Origin of the sequence: Streptococcus infantis (genome assembly GCF_047465035.1) — a bacterium.
GTDB lineage: Bacteria > Bacillota > Bacilli > Lactobacillales > Streptococcaceae > Streptococcus > Streptococcus infantis_T.
Window position 1 is genome coordinate 22,690 of record NZ_JASHAQ010000008.1, and the last position, 20,381, is coordinate 43,070.

Sequence of the window (20,381 nt, forward strand, 5' to 3'; positions counted from 1 at the left end):
TTAATTTAGAAATTAGGAAGAACCATGTACAATTATCCTGTACTTATTCATTATCATCGTAAGGATGAAGCCTACGAGGCTTGCAGTTTCAGCAAAAAACCTCTAAATTCAGTAGAGCTTATCAAAGAAGAAGAATATTTTGGTGCCAAATTTTCACTGACTCAATCGAGTGAAGTAGCTCTTGAGACCATGACTTTTAGCGTTGAAAAAGATGGTGTCAGCAAAGAATATCCTATTCGTTTCAATTACTATCCACTTTTGACAGAGGTTTGGATTTTGGATGGAGACGATACAGTTTATTATTCTGAAAATCCTGCTATTGCCAGTCCCCACTATAAGGACCAAAATCCTTTTGCCTTTGACAAGGCAATCAATAGTGCCAGTTTCGACCACCATTGGGGTTATCAAGGAGAGTTGGGATGTCAAGTTTCTGAAAATGAAACAAGTTTTAGCTTATGGGCACCAACAGCTACTTCTGTCCAAGTAGTAGTCTATGAATCAGCGAGCAATGACGCTCCTATTCTTAAAATCTTTGAAATGGATCGAGGAAATAGTTATTCCTATAGCCACAAGTATAATACAATTGGAGTTTGGAGTTTAACAGTCCCAGAAAGCCTAGCAGGTCGTGCTTATCACTACCAAATTGACTTTCCTCATCACCAGTCAGTAACTCGTGATCCATATACAATAGCGACAAGTCCTGATGGAAAACGTTCAGCCATTGTCTCAAATCAAGATCGTCAGGTCGAAGGTTTTGAGGTTAAGCATGGTACAGAAGCAACTTGGCGTTTGGAAAATCCTTGCCAAGCAGTCATTTATGAAATGCACATCCGTGATTTGACTAAGTCTGAAACATCTGGTGTTGCGCCAGAATTAAGAGGAACCTTCTTAGGTGCAGCGCAAACTGGAACAGTTAACCAATATGGTCAATCGACTGCGTTTGATTACATCAAAGAACTTGGTGTCAACTATGTTCAGCTGCAACCAATTGCTGACCGCCATAAAGAATACGACGCTGATGGAAATGTAACTTATAACTGGGGATATGATCCACAAAACTACAATGCTCCAGAAACTAGCATGTCTACCAATCCAAATGATCCAGGTCAAGCTATCCGTGATTTGAAAGCAATGGTCCAAGCTTATCACGATGCTGGTATCGGTGTTATTATGGATGTTGTTTACAATCACACCTTCTCAACGGTGGATGCGCCATTTCAAACAACGGTTCCTGATTATTATTATCGAATGAACCATGACGGAACCTATCAAAATGGAACAGGAGTCGGTAACGAAACTGCCAGTGAGCATGAAATGTTCCGTAAATATATGATTGATTCTCTTCTCTACTGGGTAAAAGAATTCAATATTGACGGTTTCCGCTTTGACTTGATGGGAATCCATGATGTCAAAACTATGCAGATGATTCGTTGGGCTATGGACGAAGTCGATCCTAAAATCATCCTTTATGGAGAAGGATGGGATATGGGAACTGGTCTTGCTCCTTATGATAAGGCTAAGAAAGATAACGCCTACCAGTTGCCAAACATTGGATTCTTTAATGATAATCAACGTGATGCGGTCAAAGGTTGTGAAGTCTATGGCTCTATCAAATCTGGTTTCGTCAGTGGTGCTGGAACTGAGCCGATCGTCGCAAAGGCTATCCTTGGAAGCCGAGAGCTGGGTTCTTACCTCAGCCCCAATCAGGTTCTTAACTATGTAGAAGCCCACGATAACTACAATTTGCATGATTTGCTTAAAACCCTTCATCCAACGGAGAGTGGAAAACGTATCATGAAGAAAGTAGAAACAGCGACAGCCATGAACCTTCTCATGCAAGGGATGGCCTTCATGGAGTTGGGGCAAGAGTTTGGCCGTACCAAGCTTGTAGCTACAGGAGAAAATGGCGAGTTGACTCACGCAGATCGTGAGCGAGCTATGAATAGTTACAATGCTCCTGATAGCGTCAACCAAGTCAACTGGGATTTGATCAATGAGCGTCAAGATAGTATCGAGTTTGTTCGTCAGATTATCCGACTTAAAACACAAACCAATGCCTTTTCATACCCTACTTATGAAGAAGTCTACCGTCATGTATTTGTTCATACAGCCATTGAAAATAGTGGTTGGATTGTCTACGAGATTCAGGGAATTGAAGAGCACTTCTTGGTTGTATTCAATGCTAAAGGGGCTTCCTATTACTATGAAAATGCAGGAAACCTAGAAATGTTAGTAACTAATAGCCGTTCTAACCAAGAAAATGCCATTGACGATGTCAGTGTGGCAGTTATGAATATCTTATCTTAAAAATTAACCAAAGACTCAAGATTTATGCTTGAGTTTTTTTATATTCCTAGACATAAAAATAAAAATGGAACTATTACTAAAAATGATTGAAAATTTCAGAAAATTTGGTAAAATTATATCAAAAGAGTTATCTACGAATATTATATTATCAAAAAATAAAAACGTTCAGTTTTTAAGTGAGTTATTTTATATATAGATAATGAAAGTTATTCTTGTAACAGTAGCTGATAGAAAATTCCACTGCTTATCATCATTTATGAAAATTTTAGAAATGTTAAGATAAATATATGAAGATTTTCGAAAAAAATTTTTGTAGAATTCGGAAATTAGTTGAAAGTTTTCTTAAAAGATAGTATAATAGGAACATAGAAAACGCTTACAATAAAAGGGGGATTCAATGGATAAATTTGAGGCTTTAAGAACTTTTACTAGTGGCGAAAATTTCCATCTTCAACACTATTTAGGAGCGCATCGTGAAGAAAGAGACGGTGAGTATGGCTATACATTCCGTGTCTGGGCGCCAAATGCGCAGGCTGTCCATCTAGTTGGTGATTTTACTAACTGGGCTGAAAATCAAATCCCCATGGTTCGTAATGAATCTGGAGTTTGGGAAGTTTTTACAACTTTAGCTCAAGAGGGGCATATTTATAAATATCATATTACTCGTGCTAATGGTCATCAGCTTATGAAGATTGATCCTTTGGCAGTACGCTATGAAGCTCGTCCGGGAACAGGAGCTGTTTTAACAGAAATACCTGAGAAAAAATGGAAGGACGGTCTCTGGTTAGCTCGTAGAAAACGTTGGAGATTTTTCGAAAGACCGGTCAATATCTACGAGGTGCATGCAGGATCTTGGAAGAGAAATCCTGATGGAACCCCTTATAGTTTTGCTCAACTCAAAGAAGAGCTCATCCCATATCTCGTTGAGATGAACTATACTCACATCGAGTTTATGCCTTTGATGGCTCACCCACTTGGTTTGAGTTGGGGTTATCAGCTCATGGGTTACTTTGCTTTAGAGCATGCCTATGGTCGTCCTGAAGAGTTTCAAGACTTTGTTGAGGAATGTCATATCAACAATATCGGAGTAATTGTGGACTGGGTACCTGGACACTTTACAATCAATGACGACGCTTTGGCATACTACGACGGCACCCCGACTTTTGAATACCAAGATCATAATAAGGCTAACAACTACGGTTGGGGAGCACTCAACTTTGACTTAGGTAAAAATGAAGTTCAGTCTTTCTTGATTTCTAGCATTAAGTTCTGGATTGATTTCTATCATCTAGATGGTATTCGTGTAGATGCCGTAAGTAATATTCTCTATCTAGATTATGACAATGCTCCATGGACACCAAATAAAGACGGTGGCAATCTTAACTATGAAGGATATTATTTCCTACAACGTTTGAACGATGTTATTAAGCTAGCTCATCCTGATGTTATGATGATTGCAGAGGAGTCTTCTTCAGGTACCAAGATCACTGGTATGAAGGAAATGGGTGGCCTTGGATTTGACTACAAGTGGAACATGGGTTGGATGAATGACATCCTACGTTTCTACGAAGAAGATCCAATATACCGCAAGTATGACTTTAACCTTGTGACTTTCAGCTTCATGTACGTCTTTAATGAAAATTATCTTCTACCATTCTCACATGATGAGGTTGTACATGGTAAGAAGAGTATGATGCATAAGATGTGGGGTGATCGTTACAATCAATTCGCTGGTTTGAGAAACCTCTACACTTATCAAATTTGTCACCCTGGTAAGAAATTACTCTTCATGGGTAGTGAGTTTGGTCAATTCCTAGAGTGGAAATCCGAAGAGCAATTGGAGTGGTCTAATCTAGATGATCCAATGAATGCTAAGATGAAATATTTCACTTCACAGCTTAATCAATTCTACAAAGACCATCGTTGTCTCTGGGAAATAGATACAAGCTATGACGGTATTGAAATCATTGATGCAGATAATAGAGACCAAAGCGTCCTATCCTTTATCCGAAAAGGTAAGAAAGGCGAGATGCTAGTTTGTGTCTTCAATATGGCACCAGTTGAACGCCCTGACTTCACAATTGGTCTTCCAGTTGCAGGCATTTATGAAGAAATTTGGAATACAGAATTAGAACAATGGGGTGGTGTGTGGAAAGAGCATAACCAAACTGTTCAAACTCAAGAAGGATTGTGGAAGGATTATGAGCAGACTTTGACATTCACCTTGCCAGCTATGGGAGCAAGTATTTGGAAAATCAAACGTCGCATAAAACCTACTAAGAAAGTCGCTAATAAAACTCAAAAAGGAGTAGAAAATGAAGAATGAAATGCTAGCTTTAATCCTTGCCGGTGGGCAAGGAACTCGTCTCGGTAAACTCACTCAAAGCATTGCTAAACCTGCCGTGCAATTTGGTGGGCGCTACCGTATCATTGACTTCGCTCTTTCAAACTGTGCCAACTCTGGTATCCATAATGTTGGGGTTATCACACAGTATCAACCACTAGCTCTCAATAGCCACATTGGTAATGGTTCTAGTTGGGGTCTAGATGGTATTGACACCGGAGTTTCTATCCTTCAACCCTACTCTGCAAGCGAGGGGAACCGTTGGTTTGAAGGTACAAGTCATGCCATTTACCAAAACATCGACTATATCGACAGCATCAATCCTGAGTATGTTTTGATCCTTTCAGGTGACCATATCTACAAGATGGACTATGATGATATGCTCCAATCACACAAGGACAATAATGCCAGCTTGACAGTTGCTGTCTTGGATGTACCACTAAAAGAAGCTAGCCGTTTTGGTATTATGAACACAGATGCTAATAATCGTATTGTCGAATTTGAAGAAAAACCAGCTGAACCAAAATCAACTAAGGCATCAATGGGTATTTATATCTTTGATTGGAAACGACTTCGCAATATGCTAGTTACAGCTGAAAAGGCTAATATTGATATGTCAGATTTTGGTAAAAACGTTATTCCAAACTATCTTGAAACTGGTGAAAGTGTCTATGCTTATGAATTCAATGGATACTGGAAGGACGTTGGTACTATCGAATCACTCTGGGAAGCAAATATGGAATACATCTCTCCAGAAAATGCTCTAGATAGCCGTAACCGTCAATGGAAAATTTATTCTCGTAACCTTATCGCTCCACCAAACTTCCTTGGAGAATTCGCTCAGGTAGAAGACTCTCTTGTAGTGGACGGCTGTTACGTAAATGGTACAGTGAAACACTCTATTCTTTCTACAACTGCTCAAGTTCGTAAGGGAGCAGAAGTTGTTGATTCTGTTATCATGAGTGGAGCAGTTATTGGTAGAGGTGCTAAAATTACACGTGCAATCATCGGTGAAGGCGCAGTCATCGCTGATGGTGTTGAAATTGATGGTACAGAAGAAGTACAAGTAGTCGGATATAACGAAGTAGTGGGGGTAGCAACAGATGAAGATTGATAAATATTCAGCGATTTTAGGAAATACCGTTGGTTTCCATGATATGTCAACCTTGACAAGTAACCGTCCAGTGGCAACTTTACCATTTGGAGGAAAGTATCGTTTGATTGACTTCCCGCTTTCAAGTTTAGCTAATGCAGGCGTTCGTAGTATCTTTGGAATTTTCCAACAAGATAACATCAGCTCTGTATTTGACCATATTCGTTCAGGACGTGAGTGGGGCTTGAATACGTTGCTTAGCCACTACTATCTTGGAATCTACAATACTCGTGTAGAAAGCAGCACTGTTGGTAAAGAGTACTACCAACAACTTTTGACTTACCTAAAACGTTCAGGTTCAGACCAAACCGTTTCCTTGAACTGTGATGTTTTAGTGAATATCGATCTCAATCAAGTTTTCCATTTGCATAATACAACAAAATCACCGATTACAGTAGTTTATAAGAAATTACCTAAGAAAGATATTTCAGAAGTAAATGCTATCCTTGATATTGATGAAACTGACCATGTAGTTTCCCATAAACTTTTTGATAAAAAATCAGACCAAGATTTCTACAATATGTCAACAGATATCTTTGTTGTAGACACTCAATGGTTGATTAAACGTTTGGAAGAAGAAGCTCAAAAAGAATATCCAGAAAAATTACGTTATGTTCTTCGTGATTTAGCAGCAAAAGAAGGTGCTTTTGCATATGAATACACAGGATACCTAGCCAATATTCATTCAGTAGAAACATATTACCAAGCTAATTTAGATATGCTTGATCAGCATAAATTCTACTCTTTGTTCTCGCCAAACCAAAAGATTCACACTAAAGTTAAAAACGAAGAACCTACCTACTATGCACCGGGTTCAAAAGTAAACACTTCTCAATTTGCTTCTGGTAGTATCGTTGAAGGCGAAGTGATTAAATCTGTTATTTCGCGTAATGTTCGTATCAATAAAGACAGCTTGGTTAAAGAATCTCTTATCTTCCCTCGCGTTGTCGTTGGAAAAGGTGCACAAGTTGAGTATGCAATTGTTGATAAGGGTGCTGAAATAGCTGAGGGAGTTGTCGTTCGAGGTACAGCAGAAAACCCTGTTATCATCAAAAAAGGCGAAAAAGTAACAGAGGATGTCCTTTCATGAAAATTTTATTTGTAGCAGCAGAGGGAGCTCCCTTTTCAAAAACAGGTGGATTGGGAGACGTTATCGGAGCACTTCCAAAATCATTAGTAAAAGCTGGGCATGAAGTTGCTGTTATCTTACCCTACTATGACATGGTTGAAGCCAAGTTTGGTGATCAAATTGAAGATGTCCTTCAATTTGAAGTCTATGTTGGTTGGCGCAGACAATTTTGTGGAATTAAGAAAACTGTTTTAAACGGTGTTACTTTCTACTTCATCGACAATCAATATTATTTCTTCCGCGGACATGTGTATGGAGATTTTGATGATGGTGAACGCTTTGCCTTCTTCCAACTTGCAGCCCTTGAAGCGATGGAGCGTATTGGATTTATCCCTGATGTTCTACATGCTCATGATTATCATACAGCAATGATTCCGTTCTTGTTAAAAGAAAAATACAGATGGATTCAAGCCTACCAAGGAATCAAGACTGTTTTGACCATTCATAACTTGGAATTTCAAGGTCAATTCTCTGAAAGTATGCTTTGGGACTTGTTTAGAGTTGGATTTGAGCGCTACGCTGATGGAACAGTTCGTTGGAATGATTGTCTTAACTGGATGAAGGCAGGTATTCTCTATGCAGATCGTGTATCAACCGTGTCACCGAGTTATGCTTATGAGATCATGACTACAGAGTTTGGTTGCGGTATTGATCAAATTCTTCGTATGGAATCTGGTAAGGTTTCAGGTATTGTTAATGGTATAGATACAGATTTGTACAACCCAGAGACGGATGCTTTACTTGACTATCATTTTAATAAAAATGATCTGTCAGGAAAGGCTCAAAATAAAGCAAAACTTCAAGAAAAAGTTGGTCTTCCAGTACGTTCTGATGTACCAATGATTGGTATTGTATCTCGCTTAACTCGTCAAAAAGGTTTTGATGTGGTAGTTGAGAGCTTGCATCGAATACTTCAAGAGGATATTCAAATCGTTCTTTTGGGAACTGGAGATCCAGGATTTGAACAAGCCTTCTCTTGGTTTAGTCAAGTATTCCCAGAAAAACTTTCTGCCAATATCACTTTCGATGTGAAATTAGCTCAAGAGATCTATGCAGCATGTGATATTTTCCTCATGCCAAGTCGCTTTGAACCGTGTGGACTTTCACAAATGATGGCCATGAGATATGGAACCCTTCCTTTGGTAAATGAGGTTGGTGGTCTTAGAGATACTGTTCAAGCCTTTAATCCAATTGATGGAACAGGTACAGGCTTTAGTTTTAATAACCTAACTCCATACTGGCTCAACTGGGCCTTGCAAACAGCTCTGGATGTTTATCATAACCATCCTGATGTTTGGAAGAACATGCAAGTTCAAGCTATGGAATGTGATTTCTCTTGGGATACAGCCTGCAAGTCATATCTTGATTTGTATCATAGCTTAGCAAACTAAATAGTTAAAATCGTATGATACCTTCATACGATTTTTTGAGATTCTGAAAGTAAGGCAATTATATGAAAAAAATTAAAGGACTCTGTGTACTGGATGTTGATGGGACACTGATAGAAGAGGAAGTTATTGATTTGTTGGGGAAAGAAGCAGAATGTGAAGAAGAAGTAGCTCTACTGACTGCCCAAGCTATGAGAGGAGAACTTGATTTTGAAGAAAGCCTGAGAAAACGTGTTTCTTTATTACAAGGACTATCTGTAGATACTTTTGATAAGATTTATCATGAACTACACCTTAGTAAAAATGCTGCGCAATTTATTAACACTCTGCAAAAAAATCAGATAGAAGTGGGTCTAGTTTCAGGTGGTTTTGTACCTATTGTCGAAAGACTGGCAACTGAACTTGGTATTAGCCTTATTGCTGCAAATCGTCTTGAAGTAAAGGATGGATTTTTGACAGGAAAACTTGAAGGAGAGATCATTACTAAGGAAGTCAAGGAAGAGACCCTAGTAAGATGGGCTGATGAATTAGAGGTACTAATCGATAGAACCATTGCTATTGGAGATGGAGCTAATGATTTAGCAATGTTAAAGAGAGCTGGAATCGGCATTGGCTTCTGTGCCAAAGAAATCGTGAAAGAGGAAATTTCCCTTCAAATTGAAGATAGAGATTTAACAAAAGTATTGAATCTGATAGATTTCCTTTGATTAGAAAGATGAGTGTATGAAAATTGTTATAGCACCTGACTCTTTTAAGGAGAGTCTCCCTGCAAGTGAAGTAGCTAAAGCTATTAAACGAGGCCTTAAAAAGGCTCTACCTGAATCGGAATGTTTGCTCTTACCTGTTGGCGATGGAGGGGAAGGAACGGTGGATGCCATTAAAAATTCACTTGGTCTTGTAGAAAAAACTGCTTTAGTGACAGGTCCCTTTGGAGATGAAGTTCAAATGACTTATGTTCAAAAAGGAGAACTTGCTCTGTTCGAGGTGGCCGATTTAGTTGGGCTTGCTAAAATTCCTATAGAAAAACGAAATCCACTGAAGATTCAAACAAAGGGGATTGGTCAACTGATCCTTTATTTAATCGAACAAGGAATGAAAGAGATCTATATAGGAGTTGGTGGGACATCCAGTAACGATGGTGGTATTGGAATTGCCTCAGGACTCGGATATCAGTTTTATAATGAAAACGGGATGGAATTTGAGGCTTGTGGCCAGTCCTTATTTGAAATTTGTAAGATTTTGGATAAAAGTGTCGTTACCATGCCTTCTGATGTGTGTATCAAAATCTTAGCAGATGTTACCAATCCACTCTGTGGAACTCACGGTGCTACCTATACATTTGGAAAGCAAAAGGGATTAGATCCAGCTCAATTTCATGAAGTTGATGATGCTATTGAAAGCTTCTATCGTAAAGTTGCCCCTGAAATTCTAAGTCTTGAAGGAGCTGGAGCAGGTGGCGGTATTGCAGCTGGCCTATGTGCTTTTTCTGGAGCAGAGATCGTATCTGGTATCCAAACTTGTTTAGATTTAATAAACTTCGATGAACAGGTCGCAGATGCAGATCTAGTTATTGTTGGTGAAGGTAGGTTAGATTCTCAAAGTTTATCTGGTAAGGCTCCAATCGGAGTAGCAAAAAGAACACCAAATGGTGTTCCAGTTATTGCTATTTGTGGGAGTCTGTCAGAGGATTTACCGCCCTTGCCATATGAAAATCTCGTTGCTGCCTTTTCAATACTAGAAAAAAGCGAACCGCTTGAGGATAGTCTAAAAAATGCCGCTATCTATTTAGAAAATACGGCTGCAAACATTGGTCAAATTTTAGCTTTGAAGAAAAATTAACCAAACCACTTTTTCCAAAGAGAAGTAGGAGCTTTTTTCATCTCTTTTTCCTGCCATAAGTCTGAAAAGGCCTTTCTGAGGTCTTTTTCACTTGTTTGAACAGGGGCAACGCTATGGATAACTAGACCAAAAGGAGAAGAGTTATGATCTTCAGAAACGATGGTCGCTTGGCAGTCAGCATCTTTGGATTGTTTTAGATAAAAAACTTGTTTATCAAACTCTACCTGAGGAGAAATTTTGACAAATAGAGGTTGAGTCTCTTTTTTTAGACTCTCTAAAATAGATACATAACCCTTTTGAAATTTATCATCATTAGCTGTTTCAAGGTCTGCATAGCCAAGGACACGTTCCTCGAAAGTTCCGAGAAAACGTCTTTGTTCGTCTGGATTTAACTTAAGTCCACCATTGGCTTTTTCTAATATTTGTTTAGATATATCAGTCATAAATATAGTATATCATAAAAGTCTATAGATAAGGCGGAAAAGAAAGCGATTACTTAACAAAGTTAAGGAAAATTTGCACAAAAATAACGTTTTTTCTTGAAAAAGGTATCTTTTTGATGTATCATAGAGGTGTAAAATAATTTAACTCAAAGGAGAGTAAAAAATGTCAATTATTACTGATGTTTACGCTCGCGAAGTCCTAGACTCACGCGGTAACCCAACACTTGAAGTAGAAGTATATACTGAATCAGGTGCTCATGGACGTGGTATGGTTCCATCAGGAGCTTCTACTGGTGAACACGAAGCAGTTGAACTTCGTGACGGTGACAAATCTCGTTACGGTGGTCTTGGTACTCAAAAAGCTGTTGACAACGTAAACAACATTATTGCTGAAGCAATCATCGGCTACGATGTACGTGACCAACAAGCTATCGACCGTGCTATGATCGCTCTTGACGGTACTCCTAACAAAGGTAAATTGGGAGCAAACGCAATCCTTGGTGTGTCTATCGCTGTAGCTCGTGCTGCTGCTGACTACCTTGAAATCCCACTTTACAGCTACCTTGGTGGATTCAACACTAAAGTTCTTCCAACTCCAATGATGAACATCATCAATGGTGGATCTCACTCAGATGCTCCAATCGCTTTCCAAGAATTCATGATCGTACCTGCTGGTGCACCTACATTCAAAGAAGCTCTTCGTTGGGGTGCTGAAATCTTCCACGCTCTTAAGAAAATCCTTAAAGGTCGTGGTCTTGAAACAGCCGTTGGTGACGAAGGTGGATTTGCTCCTCGTTTCGACGGAACTGAAGATGGTGTAGAAACTATCATCGCTGCTATCGAAGCTGCTGGTTATGTTCCAGGTAAAGACGTATTTATCGGATTTGACTGTGCATCATCAGAATTCTACGATAAAGAACGCAAAGTTTACGATTACACTAAATTCGAAGGTGAAGGCGCTGCTGTTCGTACTGCTGAAGAACAAATCGCTTACCTTGAAGGATTGGTTGACAAATACCCTATCATACTTATCGAAGATGGTATGGATGAAAACGACTGGGAAGGTTGGAAAGCTCTTACTGAACGTCTTGGTGGTAAAGTTCAATTGATTGGTGACGACCTCTTCGTAACAAACACTGATTACCTTTCACGTGGTATCGAAGAAGGTGCTGCTAACTCAATCCTTATCAAAGTTAACCAAATCGGTACTCTTACTGAAACATTCGACGCTATCGAAATGGCGAAAGAAGCTGGTTACACTGCCGTTGTATCACACCGTTCAGGTGAAACTGAAGATTCAACAATCGCTGATATCGCAGTTGCAACAAACGCAGGACAAATCAAGACTGGTTCACTTTCACGTACAGACCGTATCGCTAAATACAACCAATTGCTTCGCATCGAAGATCAACTTGGTGAAGTAGCTGAATACCGTGGATTGAAATCATTCTACAACCTTAAAAAATAAAATAGTTCAGTGAACTATTTTATCCCGAACCTTGAAACTCAAAAGTTCGGCTCTTGATTAAACAAGATTTAAGCCCCTCGGATTTTATCCGAAGGGCTTTTGTATATTATAAGACAAGGTCAAAGAAATCCAGTCTTGTTTTCGTATTCTAGAGGTGAAAAAAGAGATTTTTAAACGTTTTTTTGGTATAATAATACCTAGGAAAAACTATAGAAAAGAAGGAGGTAGAGATGGAAAAGTATTTATCGGTTACAACTTTGACCAAGTATTTAAAAATGAAATTCGATAAAGACCCCTACTTGGAACGGGTCTATTTAACTGGTCAAGTCTCTAACTTCCGCAAGCGTCCAACCCATCAGTATTTTTCTCTTAAGGATGATCGTGCAGTTATTCAGGCGACCATTTGGTCGGGTGTCTACCAACGTTTGGGATTTGACTTGGAAGAAGGGATGAAGATTAATGTCGTTGGTCGCGTCCAAGTCTATGAGCCAAGTGGAAGCTATTCGATTATTATTGAAAAAGCTGAACCAGATGGTGTTGGTGCCTTGGCTATCCAATTTGAACAGCTTAAGAAGAAACTAGCAGAAGAAGGTTTATTTCAAGAACGCTTTAAACAATCTTTACCACAATTTTCAAAAAAAATCGGTGTGGTGACCAGTCGAAGTGGTGCTGTTATCCAAGATATCATCACTACAGTCAGCAGACGTTTCCCAGGTGTGGAAATTGTCTTATATCCTACTAAAGTTCAAGGTGGGGGTGCTGCAGAGGAGATTGCTCGTAACATTGCGAGAGCTAATGAACGAGATGACTTAGATGTTCTGATTATCGGACGTGGTGGTGGATCCATTGAAGATCTTTGGGCCTTTAACGAAGAAATTGTAGTTCGAGCAATTTTTGAATCTCGTTTACCGATTATTTCGAGTGTAGGTCATGAAACGGATGTCACTCTGGCTGATTTTGTAGCTGATAAGAGAGCGGCAACGCCGACAGCTGCTGCTGAACTCGCTACACCAGTAACAAAGTTAGATCTTTTAACCTATCTTCAGAATCAAGAAAAACGCATGACTACAGCGGTTAAGTATAGTTTGTCAAAGAAACAAGAAGCTCTGAGAATCCTCAGTCAATCGGTCATCTTCAGACAACCAGAGCGTTTATATGACGGTTATCTACAACGCTTGGATCAGTTACAGCTACGACTGAAGCAAGGACTGAATGCTGAATTGGTTCGAAATCAACAAAAGGTTCAAGAACAAATCCACCGTTTGGAACAATTATCACCAATCATCAAAATCCAGCGTTATCAGGATCGTATTTTCCAACTGCAAAAACTAATGCGTAGCCAGATGGCTGTGACCTATGATGCAAAAGTAGCAGAAGTAAAACGCCTATCAGAAGCTCTCCTTATGCTAGATACTAGTCGAATTGTAGCCAGAGGTTATGCAATTGTCAAAAAAGGAGAAGTTGTAGTGGCTTCTGCGAAAGATTTGAAAGAAAATGACCAAGTATCACTGTTGATGCGGGACGGTCAAGTAGAATTAGAGGTAAGAGATGTCAAAACAAAAGAAATTTGAGGAAAATTTAGCAGAGCTTGAAACGATTGTTCAGAGCTTAGAAAATGGTGAAATTGCTTTGGAAGATGCTATTGCTGCTTTTCAAAAGGGAATGCTCTTGTCAAAAGAATTGCAAGCTACCCTTGACAAGGCTGAAAAGACCTTGGTTAAAGTCATGCAAGAAGATGGAACAGAAAGCGAACTCCTATGAACAAGCAGGAAAAACTAGCTTTGGTCGAGTCAGCTCTTGAAGACTTTTATGGGGACCAACAATTTGCGTCCAGTTTAAGAGAATCTATTCTCTATTCCGTCCATGCTGGTGGTAAACGGATTCGTCCATATTTACTTTTAGAAGTTTTGGACTCCTTACAAGTGCCTATCACTCAGGAACATGCTCAAGTTGCAGCGGCACTAGAAATGATTCATACAGGAAGTTTGATCCATGATGATCTTCCTGCTATGGATAATGATGATTTTCGTCGGGGGCGTTTGACCAACCATAAGGTGTATGGTGAAGTTCTAGCTATTTTAGCAGGGGATGCACTTTTTTTGGATCCCTATGCTTTAATTGCTCAAGCTGATTTGCCGAGTCAAACAAAGGTTGATTTAATAGCTAATTTATCAATTGCTTCTGGAAGTATGGGAATGGTGGCTGGTCAAGTTTTGGATATGGAAGGCGAAGGAAAACACTTGAATTTAGAGGAACTTCAGACTATCCATGCTAATAAGACTGGTAAACTTTTAGCCTTTCCTTTCCAAGCGGCTGGTATCATTGCTGGATTGGATGAAAAACTTCAGAAGCAGCTTAAAAAAGTTGGCGAGTTGATTGGGCTTGCTTTCCAAGTGAGAGATGATGTGCTTGATGTTACCGCTAGCTTTGAGGAAATCGGCAAAACACCCCAGAAAGATTTGCAAGCCGAGAAGTCAACCTATCCTGCATTGTTGGGATTAGACCAGGCGATAGCGTTTTGCAATCAAACCTTGGATCAAGCTAATGCGAAACTTGAAGAGATTAGCCAGGTTGTGATCTTTGACAAAGAACCAATTGTGAAAATAGTAGAAAGTTTGAGAATCAATGGCTAAGGAAAGAGTAGATGTATTAGCTTACAAACAAGGTTTATTTGAAACGAGAGAACAAGCCAAACGAGGTGTTATGGCTGGTTTGGTAGTCGCTGTTATAAATGGCGAACGATTTGATAAACCAGGAGAAAAAATTCCTGACGATACAGAGTTGAAACTCAAGGGCGAGAAACTTAAGTATGTCAGTCGTGGTGGCTTGAAACTTGAGAAGGCGCTAGATATTTTTGATCTATCAGTTGAGGGACAAACGACCATTGATATCGGAGCTTCAACTGGAGGTTTTACGGATGTCATGTTGCAAAATGGTGCTAAACAAGTTTTTGCAGTTGATGTCGGGACTAACCAGCTTGCTTGGAAATTACGCCAGGATCCTCGTGTTGTCAGCATGGAACAGTTTAATTTTCGCTATGCTGAAAAAACTGACTTTGAAGAAGAACCAAGTTTTGCCAGTATTGATGTTAGTTTTATTTCCCTAGGCCTCATTTTACCAGCTTTGCACCGAGTTTTAGCTGATCAAGGGCAGGTTGTTGCTCTAGTTAAGCCTCAATTTGAGGCTGGACGTGAGCAGATTGGTAAGAATGGGATTATCAGAGATGCCAAGGTTCACCAACATGTCTTGGAATCAGTAACCGAAATGGCTGTTAGAGAAGGTTTTTCTGTCCTAGGATTGGATTTTTCTCCGATACAAGGAGGACATGGAAATATTGAATTCTTAGCCTATTTACGGAAGGAAGCCCAGGCAAGCAATCAGGTTGTTACTGAAATAGAAAAAGTTGTAGAGAAAGCACATAGAGAATTTAAAGATGAATAAAAAAGAGCGACTTGAGAAGATTAGAAGATTTGTTACAGATTATCAAATCGGCACACAGGAAGAAATCGTTGAACACTTGAGAGAAGCTGGTATCTCTGCTACTCAAGCAACAGTCTCCCGAGATATTAAAGAATTAGGTATTGTAAAAATTCCATTGAAAGACAATACTTACATTTATGAATTACCAAAATCAATCGTTAGAAGCTTGCAATTGACAGAAAACAATATTGTTCATGCTGAACGAATGGGATATATGATCAATTTGCAAGTCATTCCAGGAAATACTGTTTTCGTTAAGAGTCAGTTGATGGCTGTTTTTTCTGACCAAATTTTTAGCTGTATTGCTGATGATAATTCCATCTTGATGGTATTGAGAAGTGAAGAAACAGCCAAAGATATTTTTGAGCAAGTTAAAAATTGGTAGGATTATATGTTACTGGAAATTTCGATTAAAAATTTTGCTATCATCGAATCAATTTCTTTGAACTTTGAACAAGGGATGACAGTTTTAACTGGTGAAACAGGTGCGGGTAAATCAATCATCATCGATGCTATGAATATGATGTTGGGAGCTCGAGCTACAACAGAAGTTATTCGTCATGGGGCTCCAAAAGCGGAAATTGAAGGTCTTTTTTCAATTGAAAGTAATCGCGCACTAGAAGAAATTTTTGATGAACAAGGATTAGAATTGAGTGATGAAATCATTATTCGTCGCGAAATTTTACAAAACGGTCGGAGCATCAGTCGTGTCAATGGACAGATGGTTAATCTTTCAGTATTAAGGACGATTGGTCAACAGCTAGTTGATATCCATGGTCAACATGACCAAGAGGAGTTAATGCGCCCACATCGACATATCCAGATGTTGGATGAGTTTGGGGATGCTTTTTTCTTTGAATTAAAAGAAGCCTATCAGATGAGCTTTGACAACTATCGTCGTATGCGCAAGCAAGTGCTTGACATCAAAAAAAATCAGCAAGAACACAAGGCGCGAATTGAGATGTTGGAATTTCAGATGGCTGAGATTGAAGCAGCTAATTTGAAAGCTGGTGAAGATGTTACTCTCAATCAAGAAAGAGACAAACTACTGAACCATAAACATATTGCCGATACTTTAACAAATGCTTATAGTATGCTTGATAATGAAGAATTTTCAAGCCTTGCAAATGTTCGTTCGGCCATGAATGATATGGAAAGTCTTGAAGAGTTCGATCCAGAGTATCGTGAGATTTCAAGCTCCCTTTCTGAATCCTATTATGTTCTAGAAGATATAACCAAGCGATTGGAATCCATTATCGATGATTTAGATTTTGATGGTAATCGTCTGATGCAGGTTGAAAGTCGACTAGATTTGATTCATACCATTACCCGTAAGTATGGTAGTAGTGTAGATGATGTCCTTGAATACTTTGCCAAGATTACAGACGAATACAATCTTCTAACAGGAAATAATCTATCTTCTGAAGATATGGAAATCGAACTCAAGAAACTTGAAAAAAATCTTGTGGACCTAGCAGGTCAAGTTGCTCAGGCTCGCCATAAAATAGCGCAGGACTTAGAAGCTGAAATCAAGCAAGAATTGCAAGACCTTTACATGGAGAAAGCACAATTTCAAGTTCGTTTTAGTCAAGGAAAATTCAGTCGTGAAGGTAATGAGAGTGTTGAGTTTTACATTTCAACCAATCCTGGAGAAGATTTTAAACCTTTAGTAAAAGTAGCTTCTGGTGGGGAATTATCTCGTCTCATGCTAGCTATTAAGTCTGCCTTTTCACGTAAAGAAGGCAAGACTAGCATTGTCTTTGATGAGGTGGATACGGGAGTTTCAGGTCGTGTAGCTCAGGCTATTGCGCAGAAGATTCACAAAATTGGACAAAATGGACAAGTGTTGGCCATATCTCACCTTCCTCAAGTTATTGCTATCGCAGATTATCAGTTCTTTATTGAAAAGATTAGCAATGAACATTCAACAGTATCAACTGTTCGCTTGTTAACAGTTGAAGAAAGGATTGAAGAAGTCGCTAAGATGTTGGCTGGGGAGAATGTGACAGAAGCAGCATTGACTCAAGCGAGAGAATTATTACAAAGTAAGGAGAAATAAATGACAGACTATTATGTAATTGGTGATGTCCACGGAAAAGCTGGAATGTTAGAAGACTTACTTAAAACATGGGATGGCAAGACTCAATTACTCTTTCTTGGAGATTTGATTGATAGAGGAGAAGATAGCCGCCGTGTTCTTGAAATGGTCAAGGATTTGGTTGATAAGCAAGGAGCTATCTGCTTATCAGGAAACCACGAGTACATGTTTTTGACTTGGTTAGATAATCCTGAAGAAAGCTATGACCACTATCGTCGTAATGGTGGAGATACAACTATTAATTCTATTCTAGGTCGCCCATTGGATGCACCAGTAGATGGTGTAGCAGATGCGAAGCGTGTCGAGACAGAAGCAGCAGACTTAGTGGAATTTATTCGTCAGATGCCTTTTGTCATTGAAACAGATAAGTATATCTTTGTTCATGCCGGTATTGATTTGACTTTGGATGATTGGCATGATACTACCGATTATAAGAAGGTATGGCTCAGAAAACCATTCCACGAAGCAGCCAATCATACTGGAAAAAACATTGTCTTTGGACATACACCAGTCTATGGTTTGTTGGATCAAAAACCTGGTACATCTGAACTTTGGATTACAGAAGACGGTAAGATTGGAATGGATGGAGGAGCTGTTTACGGTGGTGTCCTTCACGGTATTGTCTTTACCGACCAAGGTATGACAGAACATTACTTCATTGAAAATGACGGCTTTGTTGCTGAAGATTAGTACTCCTAACAGGGTATGGTCTTGTCAAAATGTTAAAAACAATTTATAATTAATAGATACCCTAAAAGGAAGAGAATGATGAACTTAGAAGAATTGAAAAAACGACAGGAGAAGATTCGTAACTTCTCTATTATCGCCCATATTGACCATGGAAAGTCAACACTAGCAGACCGTATTTTGGAAAAGACAGAGACAGTTTCCAGTCGTGAAATGCAGGCCCAACTTCTTGATAGTATGGACCTTGAACGTGAACGTGGAATTACTATCAAGCTTAATGCTATCGAGCTTAATTATACGGCTAAAGATGGTGAGACTTATATCTTCCACTTGATTGACACACCTGGACACGTGGACTTTACCTATGAGGTTTCACGTTCCCTAGCTGCCTGTGAAGGTGCTATTTTGGTCGTTGATGCTGCCCAAGGGATTGAGGCTCAAACTCTAGCAAACGTTTACCTTGCCTTAGATAATGATTTGGAAATCCTTCCAGTTATCAATAAAATTGACCTACCTGCTGCGGATCCAGAGCGCGTGCGTACAGAGATTGAGGATGTCATTGGCTTGGATGCCAGTGAAGCAGTATTGGCTTCAGCCAAGGCTGGTATTGGTATCGAAGAAATTCTCGAGCAAATCGTGGAAAAAGTGCCAGCACCAACGGGTGATGTGACGGCGCCACTTAAGGCCTTGATTTTCGACTCAGTTTACGATGCTTACCGTGGGGTTATCCTCCAAGTGCGTGTCATGGACGGAGTGGTCAAACCTGGTGATAAGATTCAGCTCATGAGCAATGGTAAGACCTTTGATGTGACCGAAGTCGGTATTTTTACACCAAAAGCAGTTGGTCGTGATTTCCTTGCGACTGGTGACGTTGGTTATATTGCGGCTTCTATCAAGACGGTTCAAGACACTCGTGTAGGTGATACCGTTACCTTGGCAACCAATCCTGCGGCAGAGCCATTACATGGCTACAAGCAGATGAATCCTATGGTCTTTGCGGGTCTCTATCCAATTGAGTCAAACAAGTACAATGACCTGCGTGAAGCTCTTGAAAAATTGCAACTGAATGATGCCAGCTTGCAGTTTGAACCAGAAACATCTCAGGCACTTGGATTTGGTTTCCGTTGTGGTTTCCTTGGACTTCTCCATATGGATGTTATCCAAGAACGTTTGGAACGTGAGTTCAACATTGACCTCATCATGACAGCTCCGTCTGTTATCTATAAAGTCAATCTGACAGACGGCGAGTCTATGGATGTGTCTAATCCATCTGAGTTTCCAGACCCAACTAAGATTGCGACCATTGAAGAGCCTTATGTTAAAGCGCAAATCATGGTACCACAGGAGTTCGTCGGAGCAGTAATGGAATTGGCTCAGCGTAAGCGTGGGGACTTTGTGACTATGGACTATATTGATGACAATCGTGTCAATGTTATCTATCAAATCCCACTAGCTGAGATTGTCTTTGACTTCTTTGATAAGCTTAAGTCCTCGACACGTGGTTACGCTAGCTTTGACTACGAATTGTCAGAGTATCGTCCATCTAAGCTGGTCAAAATGGACATACTTCTCAATGGAGACAAGGTGGATGCCCTCAGCTTCATCGTTCACAAGGACTTTGCTTATGAACGCGGAAAACTCATCGTTGATAAGCTCAAGAAAATTATTCCTCGTCAACAATTTGAAGTTCCCATCCAAGCAGCTATTGGGCACAAGATTGTCGCGCGTACAGATATTAAAGCTCTTCGTAAGAACGTTCTTGCCAAGTGTTATGGTGGTGACGTTTCTCGTAAACGTAAACTTCTCGAAAAACAAAAAGCTGGTAAGAAACGCATGAAAGCCATCGGATCAGTAGAAGTCCCACAAGAAGCCTTCCTCAGCGTATTGAGCATGGATGAAGAATAGTTGAGCTCTCAAGAAAAAATAAGATAAATATAAAATAATGATTTTTTAAGTGGCTGGGTAAAAAGTCAATTTTCTCCGAAAATGAAAAAAATATAACGCATAGTATCAAGGTTTTCAACACCTGATATTATGCGTTTTTC

At 39.5% G+C, this 20,381-nt stretch carries 17 protein-coding genes; 16 read left to right on the forward strand and 1 reads right to left on the reverse strand.

From position 1 onward, the window contains the following. The first annotated feature begins 24 nt into the window (after positions 1-24). From pulA to QM406_RS05055, 7 genes are all read left to right on the forward strand, one after another. The gene (pulA, locus tag QM406_RS05025; protein ID WP_414273593.1) at positions 25-2,307 is read left to right on the forward strand and encodes a type I pullulanase; all 2,283 of its coding nucleotides are present in this window, start codon (positions 25-27) and stop codon (positions 2,305-2,307) included. Between the two features lie 397 nt (positions 2,308-2,704). Continuing rightward, entirely contained in the window at positions 2,705-4,633 is a 1,929-nt protein-coding gene (gene glgB, locus QM406_RS05030; protein ID WP_414273594.1) for a 1,4-alpha-glucan branching protein GlgB, read from the forward strand. Further along, positions 4,623-5,765, forward strand: a complete 1,143-nt coding sequence (locus tag QM406_RS05035) for a glucose-1-phosphate adenylyltransferase (RefSeq protein ID WP_414273595.1) — start codon at positions 4,623-4,625, stop codon at positions 5,763-5,765. Before glgB ends, QM406_RS05035 begins: the two co-directional genes overlap by 11 nt. Continuing rightward, positions 5,755-6,894 (forward strand): glucose-1-phosphate adenylyltransferase subunit GlgD, encoded by a 1,140-nt coding sequence (gene glgD, locus QM406_RS05040; RefSeq protein ID WP_414273596.1) that lies wholly within the window; start codon positions 5,755-5,757, stop codon positions 6,892-6,894. Before QM406_RS05035 ends, glgD begins: the two co-directional genes overlap by 11 nt. After that, a complete protein-coding gene (gene glgA, locus QM406_RS05045) occupies positions 6,891-8,324 on the forward strand; it encodes a glycogen synthase GlgA (protein ID WP_414273597.1) in 1,434 nt (477 codons plus the stop codon). The genes glgD and glgA overlap by 4 nt, the downstream gene beginning before the upstream one ends. Positions 8,325-8,386: 62 nt before the next feature. Beyond that, positions 8,387-9,028 carry a phosphoserine phosphatase SerB gene (gene serB, locus QM406_RS05050; protein ID WP_414273598.1) on the forward strand — a complete coding sequence of 214 codons (642 nt, stop codon included), beginning with the start codon at positions 8,387-8,389 and terminating at the stop codon, positions 9,026-9,028. A 16-nt stretch (positions 9,029-9,044) separates the two neighbouring features. Then, positions 9,045-10,160 carry a glycerate kinase gene (locus QM406_RS05055; protein WP_414273599.1) on the forward strand — a complete coding sequence of 372 codons (1,116 nt, stop codon included), beginning with the start codon at positions 9,045-9,047 and terminating at the stop codon, positions 10,158-10,160. Here the strand turns inward: QM406_RS05055 and QM406_RS05060 are convergent. Further along, on the reverse strand, positions 10,157-10,603 hold the full coding sequence (locus tag QM406_RS05060; protein ID WP_414273600.1) for a DUF1694 domain-containing protein: 447 nt from the start codon (positions 10,601-10,603) through the stop codon (positions 10,157-10,159). The genes QM406_RS05055 and QM406_RS05060 overlap by 4 nt on opposite strands. A gap of 163 nt (positions 10,604-10,766) precedes the next feature. On the opposite strand from QM406_RS05060, the gene eno reads away from it, so the two are divergent. The 9 genes from eno to lepA all read left to right on the forward strand — a co-directional run bounded on the left by eno (position 10,767) and on the right by lepA (position 20,241). Further along, the gene (eno, locus tag QM406_RS05065) at positions 10,767-12,071 is read left to right on the forward strand and encodes a surface-displayed alpha-enolase (protein WP_155173017.1); all 1,305 of its coding nucleotides are present in this window, start codon (positions 10,767-10,769) and stop codon (positions 12,069-12,071) included. Positions 12,072-12,301: 230 nt separating this feature from the next. Beyond that, positions 12,302-13,642, forward strand: coding sequence for an exodeoxyribonuclease VII large subunit (gene xseA, locus QM406_RS05070; protein ID WP_414273601.1), 1,341 nt, complete (start codon positions 12,302-12,304; stop codon positions 13,640-13,642). Further along, positions 13,620-13,832: an exodeoxyribonuclease VII small subunit gene (locus tag QM406_RS05075; RefSeq protein ID WP_281334887.1), complete on the forward strand. Its 213-nt coding sequence runs from the start codon at positions 13,620-13,622 to the stop codon at positions 13,830-13,832. Before xseA ends, QM406_RS05075 begins: the two co-directional genes overlap by 23 nt. Next, positions 13,829-14,704: a polyprenyl synthetase family protein gene (locus tag QM406_RS05080; protein WP_414273602.1), complete on the forward strand. Its 876-nt coding sequence runs from the start codon at positions 13,829-13,831 to the stop codon at positions 14,702-14,704. The genes QM406_RS05075 and QM406_RS05080 overlap by 4 nt, the downstream gene beginning before the upstream one ends. Next, positions 14,697-15,512, forward strand: a complete 816-nt coding sequence (locus QM406_RS05085; RefSeq protein ID WP_414273603.1) for a TlyA family RNA methyltransferase — start codon at positions 14,697-14,699, stop codon at positions 15,510-15,512. Before QM406_RS05080 ends, QM406_RS05085 begins: the two co-directional genes overlap by 8 nt. Then, positions 15,505-15,936, forward strand: coding sequence for an arginine repressor (locus QM406_RS05090; RefSeq protein WP_414273604.1), 432 nt, complete (start codon positions 15,505-15,507; stop codon positions 15,934-15,936). The genes QM406_RS05085 and QM406_RS05090 overlap by 8 nt, the downstream gene beginning before the upstream one ends. Positions 15,937-15,942: 6 nt before the next feature. Beyond that, positions 15,943-17,610: a DNA repair protein RecN gene (gene recN, locus QM406_RS05095; protein ID WP_414273605.1), complete on the forward strand. Its 1,668-nt coding sequence runs from the start codon at positions 15,943-15,945 to the stop codon at positions 17,608-17,610. Further along, positions 17,611-18,339, forward strand: a complete 729-nt coding sequence (locus QM406_RS05100) for a metallophosphoesterase family protein (protein ID WP_414273606.1) — start codon at positions 17,611-17,613, stop codon at positions 18,337-18,339. Between the two features lie 78 nt (positions 18,340-18,417). Then, complete coding sequence (lepA, locus tag QM406_RS05105) at positions 18,418-20,241, forward strand: translation elongation factor 4 (RefSeq protein WP_414273607.1); 1,824 nt, start codon at positions 18,418-18,420, stop codon at positions 20,239-20,241. The last annotated feature ends 140 nt before the right edge of the window (positions 20,242-20,381 follow it).